Below are 14,681 nucleotides of genomic sequence, written 5' to 3' on the forward strand. Positions count from 1 at the left end.
AAGCAATGATTAAAGTATACGTAATATACCCAAATAACGATGATGTGATTTTTGATTTTGATTATTACTGCAACAAACATGTTCCTATGATAGGAGAGCTTCTGGGAGACGCACTAAAAGGGGCGACAGTAGATGCAGGGTTAGCAAGTGTTGTTCCTAGTGAAGCAGCGGCATATGTGGCGATTAGTACAATTTCATTTGAATCTATAGAGTCATTTCAAACGGCATTTGGCCCAAATGCAGACAAGATAAAAGCTGATGTACCGAACTTCACTAATACCGTTCCATCAATTCAGCTTTGTGAGCAAAAAATATAGAACCGCAACTCTCTACGGTGAAAATGAGCAGGATACCGAATAATAAACAATTTGGGTTCTGCTTAGTGTTATTTAATGAAAAAAATTGAAGCTAAACGCTTGATAAAAAGAGTTAAATATGAATATGAAAATCAAATTGGATATTGTGTCAGATGTGATTTGTCCTTGGTGTATTATCGGTTATAAGCGTTTAAATACCGCGATAAAAGAGCTTGGTATAGAAGATCGCATTGAGATTGAGTGGCAACCTTTTCAGTTAAATCCAGATATGCCGCTTGAAGGTGAAGACCTACGTGCCCACCTTAAAAGGAAGTACGGTACTACATTAGAAGATAGCATTCGTTTCAGAAAAGAGATGACAGAGCTTGGAGAAGACGTTGGGTTTAAATTCGACTACTTTGACGGACTAAAAGCTGTAAATACCCTTGATGCTCATATTCTTCTGGAGCATGCAAAAAGTGTAGGCAAGCAAACCGAGCTTAAAAATCGGTTATTTGCTTCGTTTTATAGCGAGCAAAAAGATATATCCAGCAAGAGTACCCTCGAGCAAGAGTTGCAAAGTCTTGGTATTAATGTTGACGAAGCAATGCAATGCCTAGATGACGATAATATGCGAAGTCATGTCCAGTCGCTGGAACAGAAATGGAAGCAAGCGGGTATATCAGGTGTTCCAACAGTTGTATTCAATCGCGAGAGCGCTATTTCTGGAGCCCAATCAGTGGATACGTATAAGCAAGTATTAACTGAATTAGCTAAAGTGTAATTCCTGCATCCCTCTAAAACGGACTTTTGCAATATTTTGGCGGTCTGAAAAAGGCAACGGTCTATATGAAACATAGAGAGCTTGAAGTCTACCTTCATCATCATATACCAGTATCAAAGTCTCTCGGTATCTGTGTGAATACTTGTAGCAGCAAAAATATCGAGATTACTGCACCATTGAGAATGAATACCAACCACATGAATACGGTGTTTGGCGGCAGCTTATCTGTTGTTGGTATTTTGGCAGGTTGGTCTTTAGTTTATGCCCAGTTGGAGGGTAAAAAACATCAAATTGTTATTCAAGAAAATAGCATTCGATACCTGAAACCCGCCAGCAAAGATGTAACAGCAGTATGTAAATATGACAACCTTACGGCGTGGTCTCGGTTTCATCGTGCGTTTCAACGCAAGGGAAAAGGTCGTGTTCAAATAGCCTGCAATCTATTTTGTGCGGATGAGTTGGTTGCTACTTTTGAGGGAATATACGTCGTTTTTAATAAAGAGTAATAAGGTCAAAATGCAATGAAAACTAAAAACTTACGCAACCAATCCAGTTTGTCACGCCCGAACTCTTCAATTTCTTCCCAACCTTGACTCCCTGCAATCACAACGCTAATGGTAAGGAACAGAATATCTAAGAGTTTATTTACAACTTATCCTGATTGGCGTGTATCTTCAATGGCTACAAAGTATTTGAATAAATTGAGCTCAGACATGGTTGACTTGGTTTGTTATCAAAAAGAAGTATAAGATAAAAAACTTAGCTTAAGGTAAAGCTTCGTGATCTTGCCCTGTACTCTACGGCTAACGTTCACCGCTCGTTTTGTAGATAAAGAGGGCGAAACTAATTATAGATCTTTGATAATTTTGGATATTTTTTCTAATCAATATTAGTCGACTTAGACAGAGTACTCTAAATGATTCCTGTCCAAATATGAGCTAGCTCGGTAAATAGCTAGCTCGGCTTTTCTTAACATTGAAATAGCACACGGCACTACAGCTTAAAAGTAACCTTGTTTAATGCCTTCGCAAGCTCCTTCAAATTCAACTGTTTGCCGTAGCGATCATACGTTACCCCTTGCTGCTTATGGCCTACGATTTCAGCTGTAATCAACTCAGAAACACCCTTTTGCTTCAACTCATCAATAAAAGTATGTCTGAATCCATAACTCGTTGGGCGGTGGCGTGGCAGCATACCAATAGATGTCTGGTACTTGGTCATTTTATTAAGGTAGGCCTTAGACCAATCGGCAAAGATGTTTTTTGGCTCATAGCTGAATAGATTATTGGTACCGCTGGACTTCCTAGTTGCAATGTACTGCAGCAATCCAAAATTAATTAGTTGACCATGGACAGGGATTTTGCGGATGCTGTTGCTATTTTTGACGTACTTACCTTCATCGTCAACATTGACAGCGAAATAGTAGCTCCCATCAGCCTCTTTTATGTCATTCACTCTTAGTTGACACACTTCAGATGGACGCATTCCTGAGTAAAGCAATATCCACGAGATCCAGCGGAACTCTACATCCTGTTCAACAAATTTTTGAGACTTGAAGAATAGCTTAAGATCCTTGAGTGACCAGCGTTCACGTTCTTCACTAGTAGGCTTGAGTGGCTTGTTATCTACCTTAATGCCGTCAAAGGGGTTCAGTGCGATGTAATTCATCATCTTAGCAAACTTAAAAAACTGAAAAGCAGCAGCAAGGTACTCTTTGTTTGTCTTATAGCTACGCCCTTCCTTGAGGAGTTGGTCACGGTACACCAACGCATGAGCCGAAGTAACAGGATCCACGGATTCAACGGGTAACAGGTTAATACAGTGACTGGCACGAGCATTTAACTGATGCACTGTTAAAGGTCTGATATTTTGCAACTTCTTACTAGCGACAAAAGCGTCTAGCGCCGCTTTTAATGAAACGACAGGGTGATTCTTTCGGTGAACTGTAGAAGTTAAGTCCCGATGTTCTGCTTTACGAACTGGAGCGGCAGATACCTCAATATCAGGTTGATTCGATTCAAACTTACTACGAACCTCATCGATAATCGCATCACAATCCGCTTTAAAGCCTTCTACACAACTTTGCCCATGAGTTTTAGTTATTAACTCTTTTAGACTAGCAGCAACGGTTAGATTGCGTTCAGAAGCAAGTTGACGGTTCTTGGTTAGTAAAGATACTTTCAGATCGAACGGAAAGCCATTATCTCGAAGTTTTTTCGGCAGACAAACACGTGTGTAGTAGGTGCAATTTGGGGCGCGGAAAAGGTACATTGTCTGAGTCAATCCTTATGGTTTGACTTGGCACCTTGCAGATATGAAAAAAGCCGTTGTAATACAACGGCTTATCTCATTTTTAATGTGGTGGAGGGATAGGGATTTGAACCCTAGAACCGCTATTAACGGTTGCCGGTTTTCAAGACCGGTGCTTTCGACCACTCAGCCATCCCTCCAGTGGCGTGAATAATATAAGGGGTGGAGGATCTTGTAAACCCTTAATTTTCATAATTTTGTTTTGTTGCTTGTTTTCTAATCATTCACGGCAATAAAAAAGGGAAGCCATTGGCTTCCCTTTGCTGTTTGCTGATTATTTAGTCATTTTTTGTGTAGAAACGCTGTAGCTCTGTCAGGCCTTGCATCAACACAGGTAAGCGAGGGCTTACGTTTTTCAGGCGCTTGTAATTTTGGTCGTACAATTTGTAGTTACCAAATTTATCCAACACCGTTGTTTGCTGGTCAGTAACAAGAGCAAGTTCACGAGAGTCGCCCGCGAGAATCCACTTTCTGTTACGTTCATTAAACAGGCTGCGACCACTACTGAAATCTGTTGGGTTCGAAGATACACCCAATAGCTCTTGCATCAGTGTTACTGACACGTCTAGATGACTAGAACGGTGGGTGTATTCAGAAGCAGACTTGCCAGGCCAGCTGATAAACAGTGGTACTTGTAACTGATAACGACTGTAGTTGGAGTTTGCACCCCAGCTGTTGGTTTTGGTTTCGTTAAACTCAGTACCGTGGTTAGAGGTAATGATAACCACCGTGTTATCGGCAAGCTCTAAGCGTTCCAGTTCAGCGTAGATAGTTGCTAGCTGAGCATCGGCAGCTGTCGCCGACTTTTGATAGTCTGCTGCAAAACGCTCTGCTGTCGTTAGCGTAGAGTCCGACTCTGAACTTGAATTGTAGCTGGCGAAGTTATCCAGTGTGGTTAATTCAATAAAGTTAAACCAAGGGCGTTTAGCTTGCGGTGATTGAATCCAGTTAGACCAAGCTTTTATGGCACTCTGGTCATCATAAGTTGCTTGCTCTGGCATCACATCACGGCCTCGGAAGATGATATCCGAGTACAGTGCATCACTAAAGTTGTCGCCACTGAAAGCAGCGAACTTGTAATCGTGATTCTCTAAAACATCGAGCAATACTGCGCTTGACCCCTGAGCTTCAATGCTGCTTGCGTAGCTGCTCGGTAGGCCGTAGAACAAGCCAAAAATACCAAACATATCGTTACTTGAACTGTAGTGGTTGGTGAAGTTGATCGACTGTTGTGCGTAGGCATAGCTGTTTGGCATCGCTGTCGCATTAAGAGCGTCAGAGCGAAGGTTGTTCACACTCACCATCAGGATATTAAGATCATCACTGCGGCGGTTGTATTGAATTTTTTCTAGCGGGTAGCTAACTAGGTTTACATTCTCTTTGTTCGCTTCTAAACGCTCAAGGTACTCTTCACGGTCTAATAGGCCATGTTTTTCCATAAAGCTTTTCGCTGTCATTGGGTAAGACAGTGGGAAGTTCGCTTTCTGGCTAGTAATTGGGTTATAGAAGTACGCATCAGCCCACATGTAGGTCAAGTGGCTGCTGATGAAACACAAGAAGAAGACGGCAGTAATCGGACGGCCAATGTGTTTATGAGACAGTTTACGCTGCTTACGCCAAACCCACTCAGATAGACCGAGTTGCAGCAAGAAGATAAGCGGCATAACAATGAAGAGGTGCTGCAAATCAGACGTGAATGCAGATTCCTCTCCACTGAATAAAACCTCCCACACGACAGGCGTCAGGTGGAGGTTTATATTTTGATACGTTTGGGTATCAATCAGTAGGACAGTTAAACCTATGGTCGCGAAGATAACGGCAACCAAACGTAATAACTTCCTCGACGGAAGAATAAAAGTGAGCGGGAACAGCACTAATAGATAGAGCGCGAACACTAAAAAGCCAAAATGACCAACCCACGATGCAGCCAAATAGAATTGGCCTAGCAAGGTTTCTGGCCAAGCAGATTGAGTAATATAACGAGTACCAATCAACATCGCAGCAATGATGTTGAAAAATGCAAACCAGTGACCCCAACCAACCAGTCGAGATACACGATCGCTATATGAGTTTGCGCTGTCTACCATTTATAATTCTTTTATCCGTCAATCAAATTTAGTGAGACTTTTTATCTTCAAGAGAAGAAATTAAAGCCTCGGCAAATTTTTCAGCAATTCCTTTGCGTTGTGAAGCAGCAACATTCTGATTTAAGACATTGGTTGCGATATTTCCAGCGATCATCAGTGAAAGTTCTGGCGAAGCTTTGTGCTTAGTTAGTACAGCACCTACTTCAGCTAGGATTTTTTCAACTTGATCATCTGTGTATTTAGATATAATCGGCATAAGGACTCTAATAATGATAGTAAAAGCGGCTTATGATAACCTACTATGCACGACAACTGAAACCTGAACGGTAATATTTTCACTATGAGCCTTCACCTTTCCAACGTAATTTTACACCAGCTGAGCAAGAACGATCAGGATGAGCTGATTGTTAACTATCGTGCTGAATCTCTAGAAAACGATGCTTCATCTGAAAGCCTAGTTGCTGAACTTCACCGTGTTTTTAATTCAAAAGCAGGCAAAGGGTTTGGTTCTTTCAAATCTGACAGCGAATTCCAGCAGTGGTTGCATCAACTTCGTGCTGGTGAGACAAACTTTTACGATTTTTCTCAAAAGAGTGCGCAACGTCTAAAAGACGAACTATCAAAGTACCCATTCGCTGACGAAGGTATCTTGGTAATGGCTGAATATCAGTCACTTGCAACAGATTACCTTTTCATTGGTTTATTGCCTTCAAACCAAAGCCTAAAGGTAACTGAAGGGCTTGATATTAGTGCGACTGACTACCTTGATATCTCAAAAATGGATATCGCGGCTCGTCTAGACCTTTCAACTTATGAGACTGATAAAGAATCAAACCGTTACTTAACTTACATTAAAGGACGTGTTGGCCGTAAAGTCGCGGATTTCTTCTTAGATTTCTTACAAGCTGAAGTTGGTTTGGATGCGAAACAGCAGAACCAAGTACTGATGCAAGCGGTAGAAGACTTCGTTTCTGACTCTAAATTAGAGAAAGAAGAAGCGATCAGCTACAAAAAGCAGGTTGCGGATTACTGTAACGAGCAGCTTAAAGCGGGCGATGAAGTACAAGTTCGTGAACTTTCTGGTGAGTTGCCAGCAAGCACTGATGGCACAAGCTTCTTTGACTATACTAGTGAGCAAGGCTACGAGTTAGAAGACAGCTTCCCAGCCGATCGCGCAACTATGCGTAAACTAACAAAATTTGTTGGTGCTGGTGGCGGTTTGAATGTTAGTTTTGATAGTCTGCTTCTAGGCGAACGTATCTTTTACGATCCGGAGACAGACACGCTAACGATTAAAGGCACTCCACCGAACTTACGTGACCAACTGACTCGCAATAAGTCATAGTCCGAAGTTAACGGATAAAAGCGGCAGCAGGACGTTGTCGCTTATTTTGTGCTTAATCTTTTAGCTACGGTCATGGCTTCAAGTTAACACGCACAAGGAATATAGATGGAACAATCAGTAGCAAAGCCCAAACGCTTTAAAAAACCAGCCACCTTTTTGGTTGTGCTCTTGGCTCTGTGGTTACTTCCTTCATTGGCTCTTCTTAATCTAAGCCGTTCCTACACCAATTCTCTAGCTCAAATCGAAGAGCTCGCTATTCGAGTCAACGAATTGAGGCAATCGCTTTATTTCTCAGAACCGCTTCGAGTCTCTCGTATCAATGATCTCGCACTCGATGCTCAGTTGGTTTATTCGATCCGACTGCAGATTGAATCTGATTTCCAACACGCCTTGTTTCGTCCTGATGTCAACCAACTGTTGTACGTAGCTGATCAGTTCCTAGAAAAGTTCGATGAGTTCATTCCAATAGAAAGCCAAGTTCAAGACATCGTTGATAACATTAAGATCTTGCGTGCTGATAAAGAGCTTTCCCCTCAGCTAAAACCGCTCCTCAACGAATTCGGTGTTGTGGTATTTGAAGCCATGTATTCTGAAAATCAAAGTTCGTCAGCGACTTATCGCGCCTTTGATTCCATTCTAGAAAAATCTTATTCCTTAGAAAACGAAGAACAAGATGCACTCCAACAACTACTGGCTGATGCGTCAGCATTGTTGAGTGATTACGCTCAGCTTAACTATTTGGTTGATAAGATTAAGAAAAACTCAGTAAATGAACAGATCATAAAACTCGAAGCTGAGTTCCATGATCGTCAATTCAACCTATTGTTGGTGATGCTAGGCTTAAGCTTGGTGGCGATGAGCGGGATAGTGTTTTGGGGCGTTAGGTCCACAAAAACGATGAAAGAAGCAGACCAAGAACTCAGCTCTGAACTAGAAATTAATTCAAGTAAGGAAGACGCTTCTTATAGCGATGTTGTTTCCTCAGCAGTGAAACAAGCAGATAGTGACGCTTATGTATCCGAGAACAAGCCAACGCGCCAGTCTTCCGACTCTCAACCTCCGCAGAGCGTTAACGTTACAAGCCAACCCGTTGTACCGCAATACTCTATTCAGCAAGTCCCTGAACAGGCGCCAGTAGTAGAGAAACACGTTGCCAGTGTCACAGATTCAAAGCCTGCGATTGATATCGAAGACATGTTAGAAACGCTCGATGGTGATGCTGAGTCTGTCGAACTCTTGCTTGGTGTGTTTGTACAAGACCACGCAGGTGACTACGAGAAGTTTAAGTCTTTGTTGACTAAAGATGAAACCTCCGCGGCTCGCATTGTACATAGCTTAAAAGGCGTGGCTGGCAGTATTAAAGCGTCTCGGTTAGCCATCATTGCCGCAACCATTGAAATGACAATGAAGCAGTCCAGAGCGATCAGTGAACATGATTTAGCTGAACTAGAGCAGGCTATAAAAGCCTCTGTGGATTCTGCTCATGAATATTTAGACAGTCAGCGTTAACTTTTACAGGGTTTTTGACAATACTCTGACGAAGCGCTCATACAATCCGCGCCCTTAGTCTTTTTCAGAGGTTTATATGTTACGAGTTTCGAGTCGAAGTTGGATGGTGTTGGTGCTTAGCATTGTGCTAAGTGGTTGTTCTCTCTTAGAAGTTAAGTTAGATAGTCAAACGACGCCTCTCACTCAACAAGAGTTAAATGCTCGGCTCATGACGCGTGAATACGCCAAGATGTTTTTTACACGAGTAGAAGACTCGGCTGATTTAATCGCGCAATTTTATCCTGCTGATGACACTTTACATCAATCTTATGTGTTGCTTTGGAAGATCCATGCAGAGCAGGGATTACAACAAGCGGCTTACCAAACTTCCCCAATGTCTGCGTTAATTGACTCGTGGGTTTTCACTGCCCAAATGAATCAGTTTTATAGCCAAGGCGATGGCGCGGACCTATTCGCGACGGATGATGCGGTAGAGGCTGCTCGTTTTCTTGACCAAGAAGCAGATAAATTGGCAAAGGGTGTATTGAACTCCAGTGATTTCAAAAAAAGCAAAGCGTTCGTTGCTCAGTTTGCTGCTAGCCACCCATTTAAAGACCTCACATTCAGAAGCACACCAGCTTACCGTGAATGGCTAAGTTACCTTGGTAAAGACGAATCGCAAATCGTTCAGAGCTTAGGCACCATGCCAGAAGCCATGAGTGACGCATCTGATCGTTTAAGCCTTATGGCTGACCAGACACCAAAACTGATGTCGTGGAAGGCGGAGTTGGTTGCATTGAATAGCTCACTAACGGGTGAAGACCTATCGATGACGCTGGAAAGCCTTCGTCAAACATCAGCAAGCATGCAAGACTTCATTGAGAACAACCCGGAGTACATGCAAACACTGGCTTCTATTATGTCGACAGAAATGCAACCATTGCTCAACGACCTCAGTGATAAAACCGACCAAAAATTAGCGATGCTGAGTGATGAACGTGTGGCATTAGAAAAAATGGTGACACGTGAGAGAGAAGCTCTAGTAGAGATGATTGCGAAAGAGCGCATCGAGATTGCCGGCATTGTGACTTCAGAAAGAGAACTGTTCACGCAAGACCTTGATCGCGTCTCTCAAGAGGTGGTGGTACTGGCGATTGATAAGCTAATGGAGTTAATCAAAGGTGTGATTATCTACTTCATCCTGTTTATCTTAGTAGTGTTCTTTGCACCGTTAGGCATCGGTTACTGGTTGGGTAAACGAACCGCCAATAAATAGATAAATAAGTAAATCAGCAGATCAAAAAAGAGCGCTCTAGGGCGCTCTTTTTGCATTTATCCATTAACGTTTTGAGTTACGTTCGAAAGCGTTAGCTCCTGAACTTAAGCTTGTTGCTTGCTTAACTCGGTCGCTTCTTCAGCTTCAAACGCTGGTGCTGTTGGTTCACACTTATCAACGAACCAACCCATGTAAGATGTCACGATAGTCACGATGATACAGATGAAGCTTAACCACATGAAGGGTGCGTAAGACAGCGTCGCAACACCAAGAATACTCGCCATGTAGATACCGTTATCACTCCAGGGAACCATACCCGACGTTAGCGTGCCACCAAACTCAGCATTACGAGATAGGTTCTTACGCTTGTAGCCTAAACGGTCGTAGTTTTTCGCACAGATTTTTGGCGTAAGGATTAACGATACGTACATTGCAGAACCGAACACGTTACCCATGAAGGCCGTACCAATTGTGCTCGTCGCTAGTGAGCCTGCGCTGTTTACGCGGCGCTCAAACACCTTAGCGATTGTCTCTAGTACGCCCACTTTATCCAGTAAGCCACCGAAACCTAGACCAAATACGATAACCGCAACTGAACCTAGCATTGAAGACATGCCGCCACGGTTAAGAATCGAATCAATAAACTCTACGCCAGATGAGATTGAGAACGGTGCCCAAGCCGTGTTGAATGCCGTTAGGAAGTCGATATCTTGGATCATGACTGCCCAGATAATACCCAGCAGAGAACCAAAACTGATGACCGGGAATGAAGGCATACGGAAAGCCAACAGACCAAGCACGATAAGTACCGGAACGAATGAGTAAGGCGTGATGTAGAACTGAACTTCCATCGCTTTGATGACAGAGTCTACTTGGCTCATGTCAACGTTGCCCGCGTAGTGGAAACCAAACGCAGTAAACATGATGCCTGTAATCACGTAGCTGATTAACGCAACTGGAAGCATGCCCTTGATGTGTTCAACCACTTCAACACCAGACATTGAAGAAGCCAGAATCACTGAATCAGAAAGAGGAGACATCTTGTCACCGAAGTAACAGCCTGACAGCACGGCACCTGCAGTAATCGGTGCTGGAACACCTAGGCCTTGGCCGATACCCATCATCGCGATACCTGCTGTACCCGCAGCACCCCAAGAAGTACCGGTCGCCAATGCAGTTAGAGAACAGATGATCATGGTCGCTAAAAGGAAGATAGAAGGGTGGATAGCTTTCAGACCATAGTAAATGATAGTAGGTACGATCCCGCCTGAGATCCAAGTACCAACAAGAGCGCCAACGGCTAAAAGTATTAAAACCGCGCCTAAGCCATTGGATATTCCTTTGAGTGCTGCTTTTTCTAAGTCTTTGTATTGGTGTCCAAGACGAATACCAAGAACCATGATAATGAACCAGCCAATATACAAGGCAAGTTGAATTGGAAGGTCAAGCTTTGCAGTAAAGGAAAAAGCAAGGGATAGAAATAGTCCTAACGCGATGAATACCTGCAATAGGTTCGGTAGGCGAGTTTTACTCTGCTTCATAAAAGCCTCTTGTGATTTCGAGCATTTATAGTGCTTCGTTATAGTGTGTGGTGCAAAACGGACACTACAGTAATTAGTTTATTATATCGAAAAAATACGCCCGAGTTGTGATATTTGACTGTTAACTCAATCAATTGTGGTTTCATAATCTAAATTTTTGTTACATTCATGATTGTTACATGTTGAAATCTGTCGCACGTTGTTTTCGTTTTGTAAAATAAAACTCTGATTAACCTTGGTTTAAAAGAGGGATTTACTGTTTGTGATGAGCGTCGATTGAATCGACTTTGGCGATGTAAATGTTTGAATTTGACGATAATGGACGCTTAATCAATGAGGTGGAGATGGAATGTCGATACAGAGATAACTGCACGATTCATTACGTTCACTTAAAAGAAACGAAAAAGTTACACTTTTTGACAAAAAGCACTTGAGTTCTGTTTCTGAAAAACTTATAGATGGGGGAGAGCAATTTTTAATTTATACATGGAGAGTGAGCGATGAGAGTAGGTCTAGTTGGTTGGCGCGGTATGGTTGGTTCTGTACTGATGCAACGTATGGTTGAAGAGAAAGACTTCGACTTGATTGAGCCTGTTTATTACAGCACATCTCAGATTGGTATTCCTGCCCCTGTTTTAGGTGGTAAAGATGCGGGTCTACTTCAAGACGCTTTTGATATTGATAGCCTAAAACAGCTTGATGCTGTGATTACCTGTCAAGGCGGCGATTACACATCAAAAGTATACCCAGCACTGCGTCAAGCAGGTTGGAAAGGTTACTGGATTGATGCAGCATCTACTCTGCGTATGGATGCTGATTCAATCATCACTCTTGATCCTGTTAACTTGGCTCAAATCCAGCAAGGCATTCACAGCGGCACCAACACGTTCGTTGGCGGTAACTGTACTGTGAGCTTAATGCTTATGGCTCTAGGTGGTCTGTACGAGAAAGGCATGGTTGAGTGGATGAGTGCCATGACTTACCAAGCAGCTTCTGGTGCGGGTGCTAAGAACATGCGTGAGCTGATCTCACAAATGGGTGTGATCAACGACAGCGTAAGTTCTGAGTTAGCAAACCCTTCAAGCTCAATTCTTGATATCGATAAGAAAGTGGCTGATACGATTCGTTCATCTTCATTCCCAACAGACCAATTTGGTGCTCCGCTTGCAGGCTCACTGATTCCTTGGATCGATGTGAAGCGTGAAAACGGTCAGAGTAAAGAAGAGTGGAAAGCCGGTGTTGAAGCGAACAAGATTCTTGGTCTAGATGGTCAGCCAATCCCAATTGATGGTACTTGTGTACGAATCGGTGCAATGCGTTGTCACGCTCAAGCACTAACGATCAAGCTTAAGCAAGACGTGCCAATGGACGAGATCGAAGAGATCATCGCAACGCACAATGATTGGGTTAAAGTGATTCCTAATGACCGCGACATCACGGCACAGGAGCTAACACCAGCGAAAGTAACAGGCACAATGTCTGTACCTGTCGGTCGTCTGCGTAAGATGTCGATGGGTAACGACTTCCTAAACGCCTTCACGGTTGGTGACCAACTACTTTGGGGTGCTGCAGAACCACTACGTCGTACTCTACGCATTATCCTTGCTGAGAAATCGTAATAGGCAAGATTGCTTAAATTCTATTAGCTGATAAACCGAAAGGGTTGACGACAAACGTCAACCCTTTTTAGTTTATTGCTACCTCGTTATTCGGCCCTCGAAACTGCCCTTAAATCTCTTCGCATCTCGCTACTCGAATCTCGTGTCTGCTTTTATTTCTCGTCGGTGACGACACGCTTGTCTGGATCCGCTAATTCGCTAGCACAGTGCTTGCAATACATGGCGTCTGAATCATGACCCGCTCGGTTACAGTTCGGGCACTTAACCAATTCTTTGTGCGAGTTCATCTCATTACTGAGTTCTGCAGTAATGATCCCGGTTGGCACTGCTAAGATAGAGTAACCCAATAGCATGGTCAGTGATGCTATGGCTTTACCAAGCGCGGTCTGCGGCACCATGTCACCATAACCTACCGTAGTGATAGTCACGATGGCCCAATAGATACTGTGAGGAATACTGGTGAAGCCATTGTCAGGACCTTCAATAACAAAGATCAAGGCGCCAAAGATAACCACCAAGATGCCGACGGTGCTAAAGAAGATCAGTATCTTTCGTCGTGCCATTAATAGTGAGCGCAACAGAATATTGGAATCTTGCAGGTAGCGAACCAGCTTTAGAATTCGGAAGATACGCATCACACGCAGCAGTCTCACCACACCCATAAATGAAGCGCCTGGGAAGATGATTGCTAGGTAGGTCGGAAGAATCGCCAATAGGTCAACGACACCATAAAAACTGGTGGCGTAAGATTTTGGCTTTGGGGAGCAATAGAGCCTTAACAAATACTCAAGAGTGAAGAGTGCAGTGAAGGTGTATTCGATATAACGCAGCTGTTGTGACCATTCGGTCATCACATTAGGGATGGATTCTAAGATCAGAACCAACAGCGAAGCCAAGATTGCAACGATCAGAGTTATATCAAATGCACGTCCGGCTGGCGTGTGAGTACCAAAGATAATGACGTACAAATGATGCTTGAGTGGCTTGCGTGACATAAGGAGAGGTTCGTCTTCTGTTAAATGCATTAACAGTCATTATACAAGCTTCATAATAACGAGGCGAGTGAAAGCCCAATTGCTTTACTCGCCTCATCTATATTTCAATATTGTTGCCCTTTATAGAGCAACCGAAATGTTGTTAAACGTTATGCCAAGCCTGGGAACAGATTACGTAGGCCATTGGCGATGAACTCGATGCCCAATGCGCCAAGAATCAGACCCATGATACGAGTGATCACGTTGATACCCGTTTGACCTAAAAAGCGAACGATAACCGGCGCTGAACGGAACAAAAGCCAAGAGCACGTTGCGAATGCGATGATGCTAATGCCGATGCCGACCGTATCAATAGCAGCAGGGTAGCGAGAACCATAAACAATGGTCGAGCTGATTGCACCTGGGCCTGCCATTAGCGGCATAGCAAGTGGAACAACGCCGATCTGCTCTTTGCTGATGTATTCAGACTTCTCTTGTTTGTTCTGCTTATCTTCACCGAGCTTACCGCTCATCATCGAAAATGCGATGCTCAATAACAGTAAGCCACCAGCAACGCGGAATGAATCCAACGAGATGCTAAACATATCAAGAAGCATTTGCCCTGCAACAAGTGACATAATCAAGATCACGGCAACAGCAATATTTGCTTGTAAGGCTGTCCTGTTCCTCTCTTCTGGCGGCATATGAGCAGTAAGAGAAACAAAAACAGGCATGATGCCGATTGGGTTTACGGCAGCAACAAGCCCAAGGAAGAATTGCATAAAAATTGCGAGTTCTAAGCCTTGCATGAGAGCGATCTCCAGTTAGCGTACTTAAGGTTGAAGGGTTGATCTGTGAATAGTTTAGGCGCGTAATGTAAGGGACAAACTCAATTTACGCGAATGAAAAAAACTAACTTGAAATGGGTGATTCTTTTTAGAAAAACTAATTGAATCTCACT

The 14,681-nt window shown here is 43.3% G+C and carries 14 protein-coding genes and 1 tRNA gene; 7 read left to right on the forward strand and 8 right to left on the reverse strand.

Annotated elements, in window-relative coordinates; translation table 11 throughout:
* Window positions 1-5 precede the first annotated feature (5 nt).
* The 3 genes from AB4558_RS12875 to AB4558_RS12885 all read left to right on the forward strand — a co-directional run bounded on the left by AB4558_RS12875 (window position 6) and on the right by AB4558_RS12885 (window position 1,586).
* The gene (locus AB4558_RS12875; protein WP_102319794.1) at window positions 6-317 is read left to right on the forward strand and encodes an EthD family reductase; all 312 of its coding nucleotides are present in this window, start codon (window positions 6-8) and stop codon (window positions 315-317) included.
* A 118-nt stretch (window positions 318-435) separates the two neighbouring features.
* The gene (locus AB4558_RS12880; RefSeq protein ID WP_102319793.1) at window positions 436-1,080 is read left to right on the forward strand and encodes a DsbA family oxidoreductase; all 645 of its coding nucleotides are present in this window, start codon (window positions 436-438) and stop codon (window positions 1,078-1,080) included.
* Between the two features lie 65 nt (window positions 1,081-1,145).
* Window positions 1,146-1,586 carry a YiiD C-terminal domain-containing protein gene (locus AB4558_RS12885; RefSeq protein ID WP_102319792.1) on the forward strand — a complete coding sequence of 147 codons (441 nt, stop codon included), beginning with the start codon at window positions 1,146-1,148 and terminating at the stop codon, window positions 1,584-1,586.
* Window positions 1,587-1,591: 5 nt separating this feature from the next.
* Here the strand turns inward: AB4558_RS12885 and AB4558_RS12890 are convergent, their stop codons facing one another.
* The 5 genes from AB4558_RS12890 to AB4558_RS12910 all read right to left on the reverse strand — a co-directional run bounded on the left by AB4558_RS12890 (window position 1,592) and on the right by AB4558_RS12910 (window position 5,733).
* Complete coding sequence (locus tag AB4558_RS12890; RefSeq protein ID WP_102319791.1) at window positions 1,592-1,711, reverse strand: transposase family protein; 120 nt, start codon at window positions 1,709-1,711, stop codon at window positions 1,592-1,594.
* Between the two features lie 362 nt (window positions 1,712-2,073).
* Window positions 2,074-3,351 (reverse strand): site-specific integrase, encoded by a 1,278-nt coding sequence (locus AB4558_RS12895; protein ID WP_102319790.1) that lies wholly within the window; start codon window positions 3,349-3,351, stop codon window positions 2,074-2,076.
* An 88-nt stretch (window positions 3,352-3,439) separates the two neighbouring features.
* Window positions 3,440-3,530 (reverse strand) — tRNA-Ser (locus AB4558_RS12900).
* A gap of 138 nt (window positions 3,531-3,668) precedes the next feature.
* Window positions 3,669-5,477, reverse strand: a complete 1,809-nt coding sequence (locus AB4558_RS12905) for a DUF3413 domain-containing protein (protein WP_136981682.1) — start codon at window positions 5,475-5,477, stop codon at window positions 3,669-3,671.
* Window positions 5,478-5,505: 28 nt separating this feature from the next.
* A complete protein-coding gene (locus AB4558_RS12910) occupies window positions 5,506-5,733 on the reverse strand; it encodes a YejL family protein (RefSeq protein WP_004734063.1) in 228 nt (75 codons plus the stop codon).
* An 84-nt stretch (window positions 5,734-5,817) separates the two neighbouring features.
* On the opposite strand from AB4558_RS12910, the gene yejK reads away from it, so the two are divergent.
* The 3 genes from yejK (at window position 5,818) to AB4558_RS12925 (ending at window position 9,586) form a co-directional block, all read left to right on the forward strand.
* On the forward strand, window positions 5,818-6,822 hold the full coding sequence (gene yejK / locus AB4558_RS12915) for a nucleoid-associated protein YejK (RefSeq protein WP_017061190.1): 1,005 nt from the start codon (window positions 5,818-5,820) through the stop codon (window positions 6,820-6,822).
* A gap of 105 nt (window positions 6,823-6,927) precedes the next feature.
* A complete protein-coding gene (locus AB4558_RS12920; protein WP_372158850.1) occupies window positions 6,928-8,331 on the forward strand; it encodes an Hpt domain-containing protein in 1,404 nt (467 codons plus the stop codon).
* A gap of 76 nt (window positions 8,332-8,407) precedes the next feature.
* On the forward strand, window positions 8,408-9,586 hold the full coding sequence (locus AB4558_RS12925) for a chemotaxis protein (RefSeq protein ID WP_102394516.1): 1,179 nt from the start codon (window positions 8,408-8,410) through the stop codon (window positions 9,584-9,586).
* 104 nt (window positions 9,587-9,690) lie between these two features.
* Here the strand turns inward: AB4558_RS12925 and nhaC are convergent, their stop codons facing one another.
* Window positions 9,691-11,127: a Na+/H+ antiporter NhaC gene (gene nhaC, locus AB4558_RS12930; protein ID WP_017063453.1), complete on the reverse strand. Its 1,437-nt coding sequence runs from the start codon at window positions 11,125-11,127 to the stop codon at window positions 9,691-9,693.
* Window positions 11,128-11,627: 500 nt separating this feature from the next.
* On the opposite strand from nhaC, the gene asd reads away from it, so the two are divergent.
* A complete protein-coding gene (asd, locus tag AB4558_RS12935) occupies window positions 11,628-12,746 on the forward strand; it encodes an aspartate-semialdehyde dehydrogenase (protein WP_017061186.1) in 1,119 nt (372 codons plus the stop codon).
* Window positions 12,747-12,898: 152 nt separating this feature from the next.
* Here the strand turns inward: asd and AB4558_RS12940 are convergent, their stop codons facing one another.
* Together AB4558_RS12940 and AB4558_RS12945 are read right to left on the reverse strand one after the other, a co-directional pair.
* On the reverse strand, window positions 12,899-13,741 hold the full coding sequence (locus AB4558_RS12940; RefSeq protein ID WP_029235134.1) for an ion transporter: 843 nt from the start codon (window positions 13,739-13,741) through the stop codon (window positions 12,899-12,901).
* Window positions 13,742-13,890: 149 nt separating this feature from the next.
* Entirely contained in the window at window positions 13,891-14,529 is a 639-nt protein-coding gene (locus tag AB4558_RS12945; protein WP_017061184.1) for a YchE family NAAT transporter, read from the reverse strand.
* Window positions 14,530-14,681: the final 152 nt, after the last annotated feature.

The organism is Vibrio sp. 10N.222.51.C5 (genome assembly GCF_041474575.1).
GTDB lineage: Bacteria > Pseudomonadota > Gammaproteobacteria > Enterobacterales > Vibrionaceae > Vibrio > Vibrio crassostreae_C.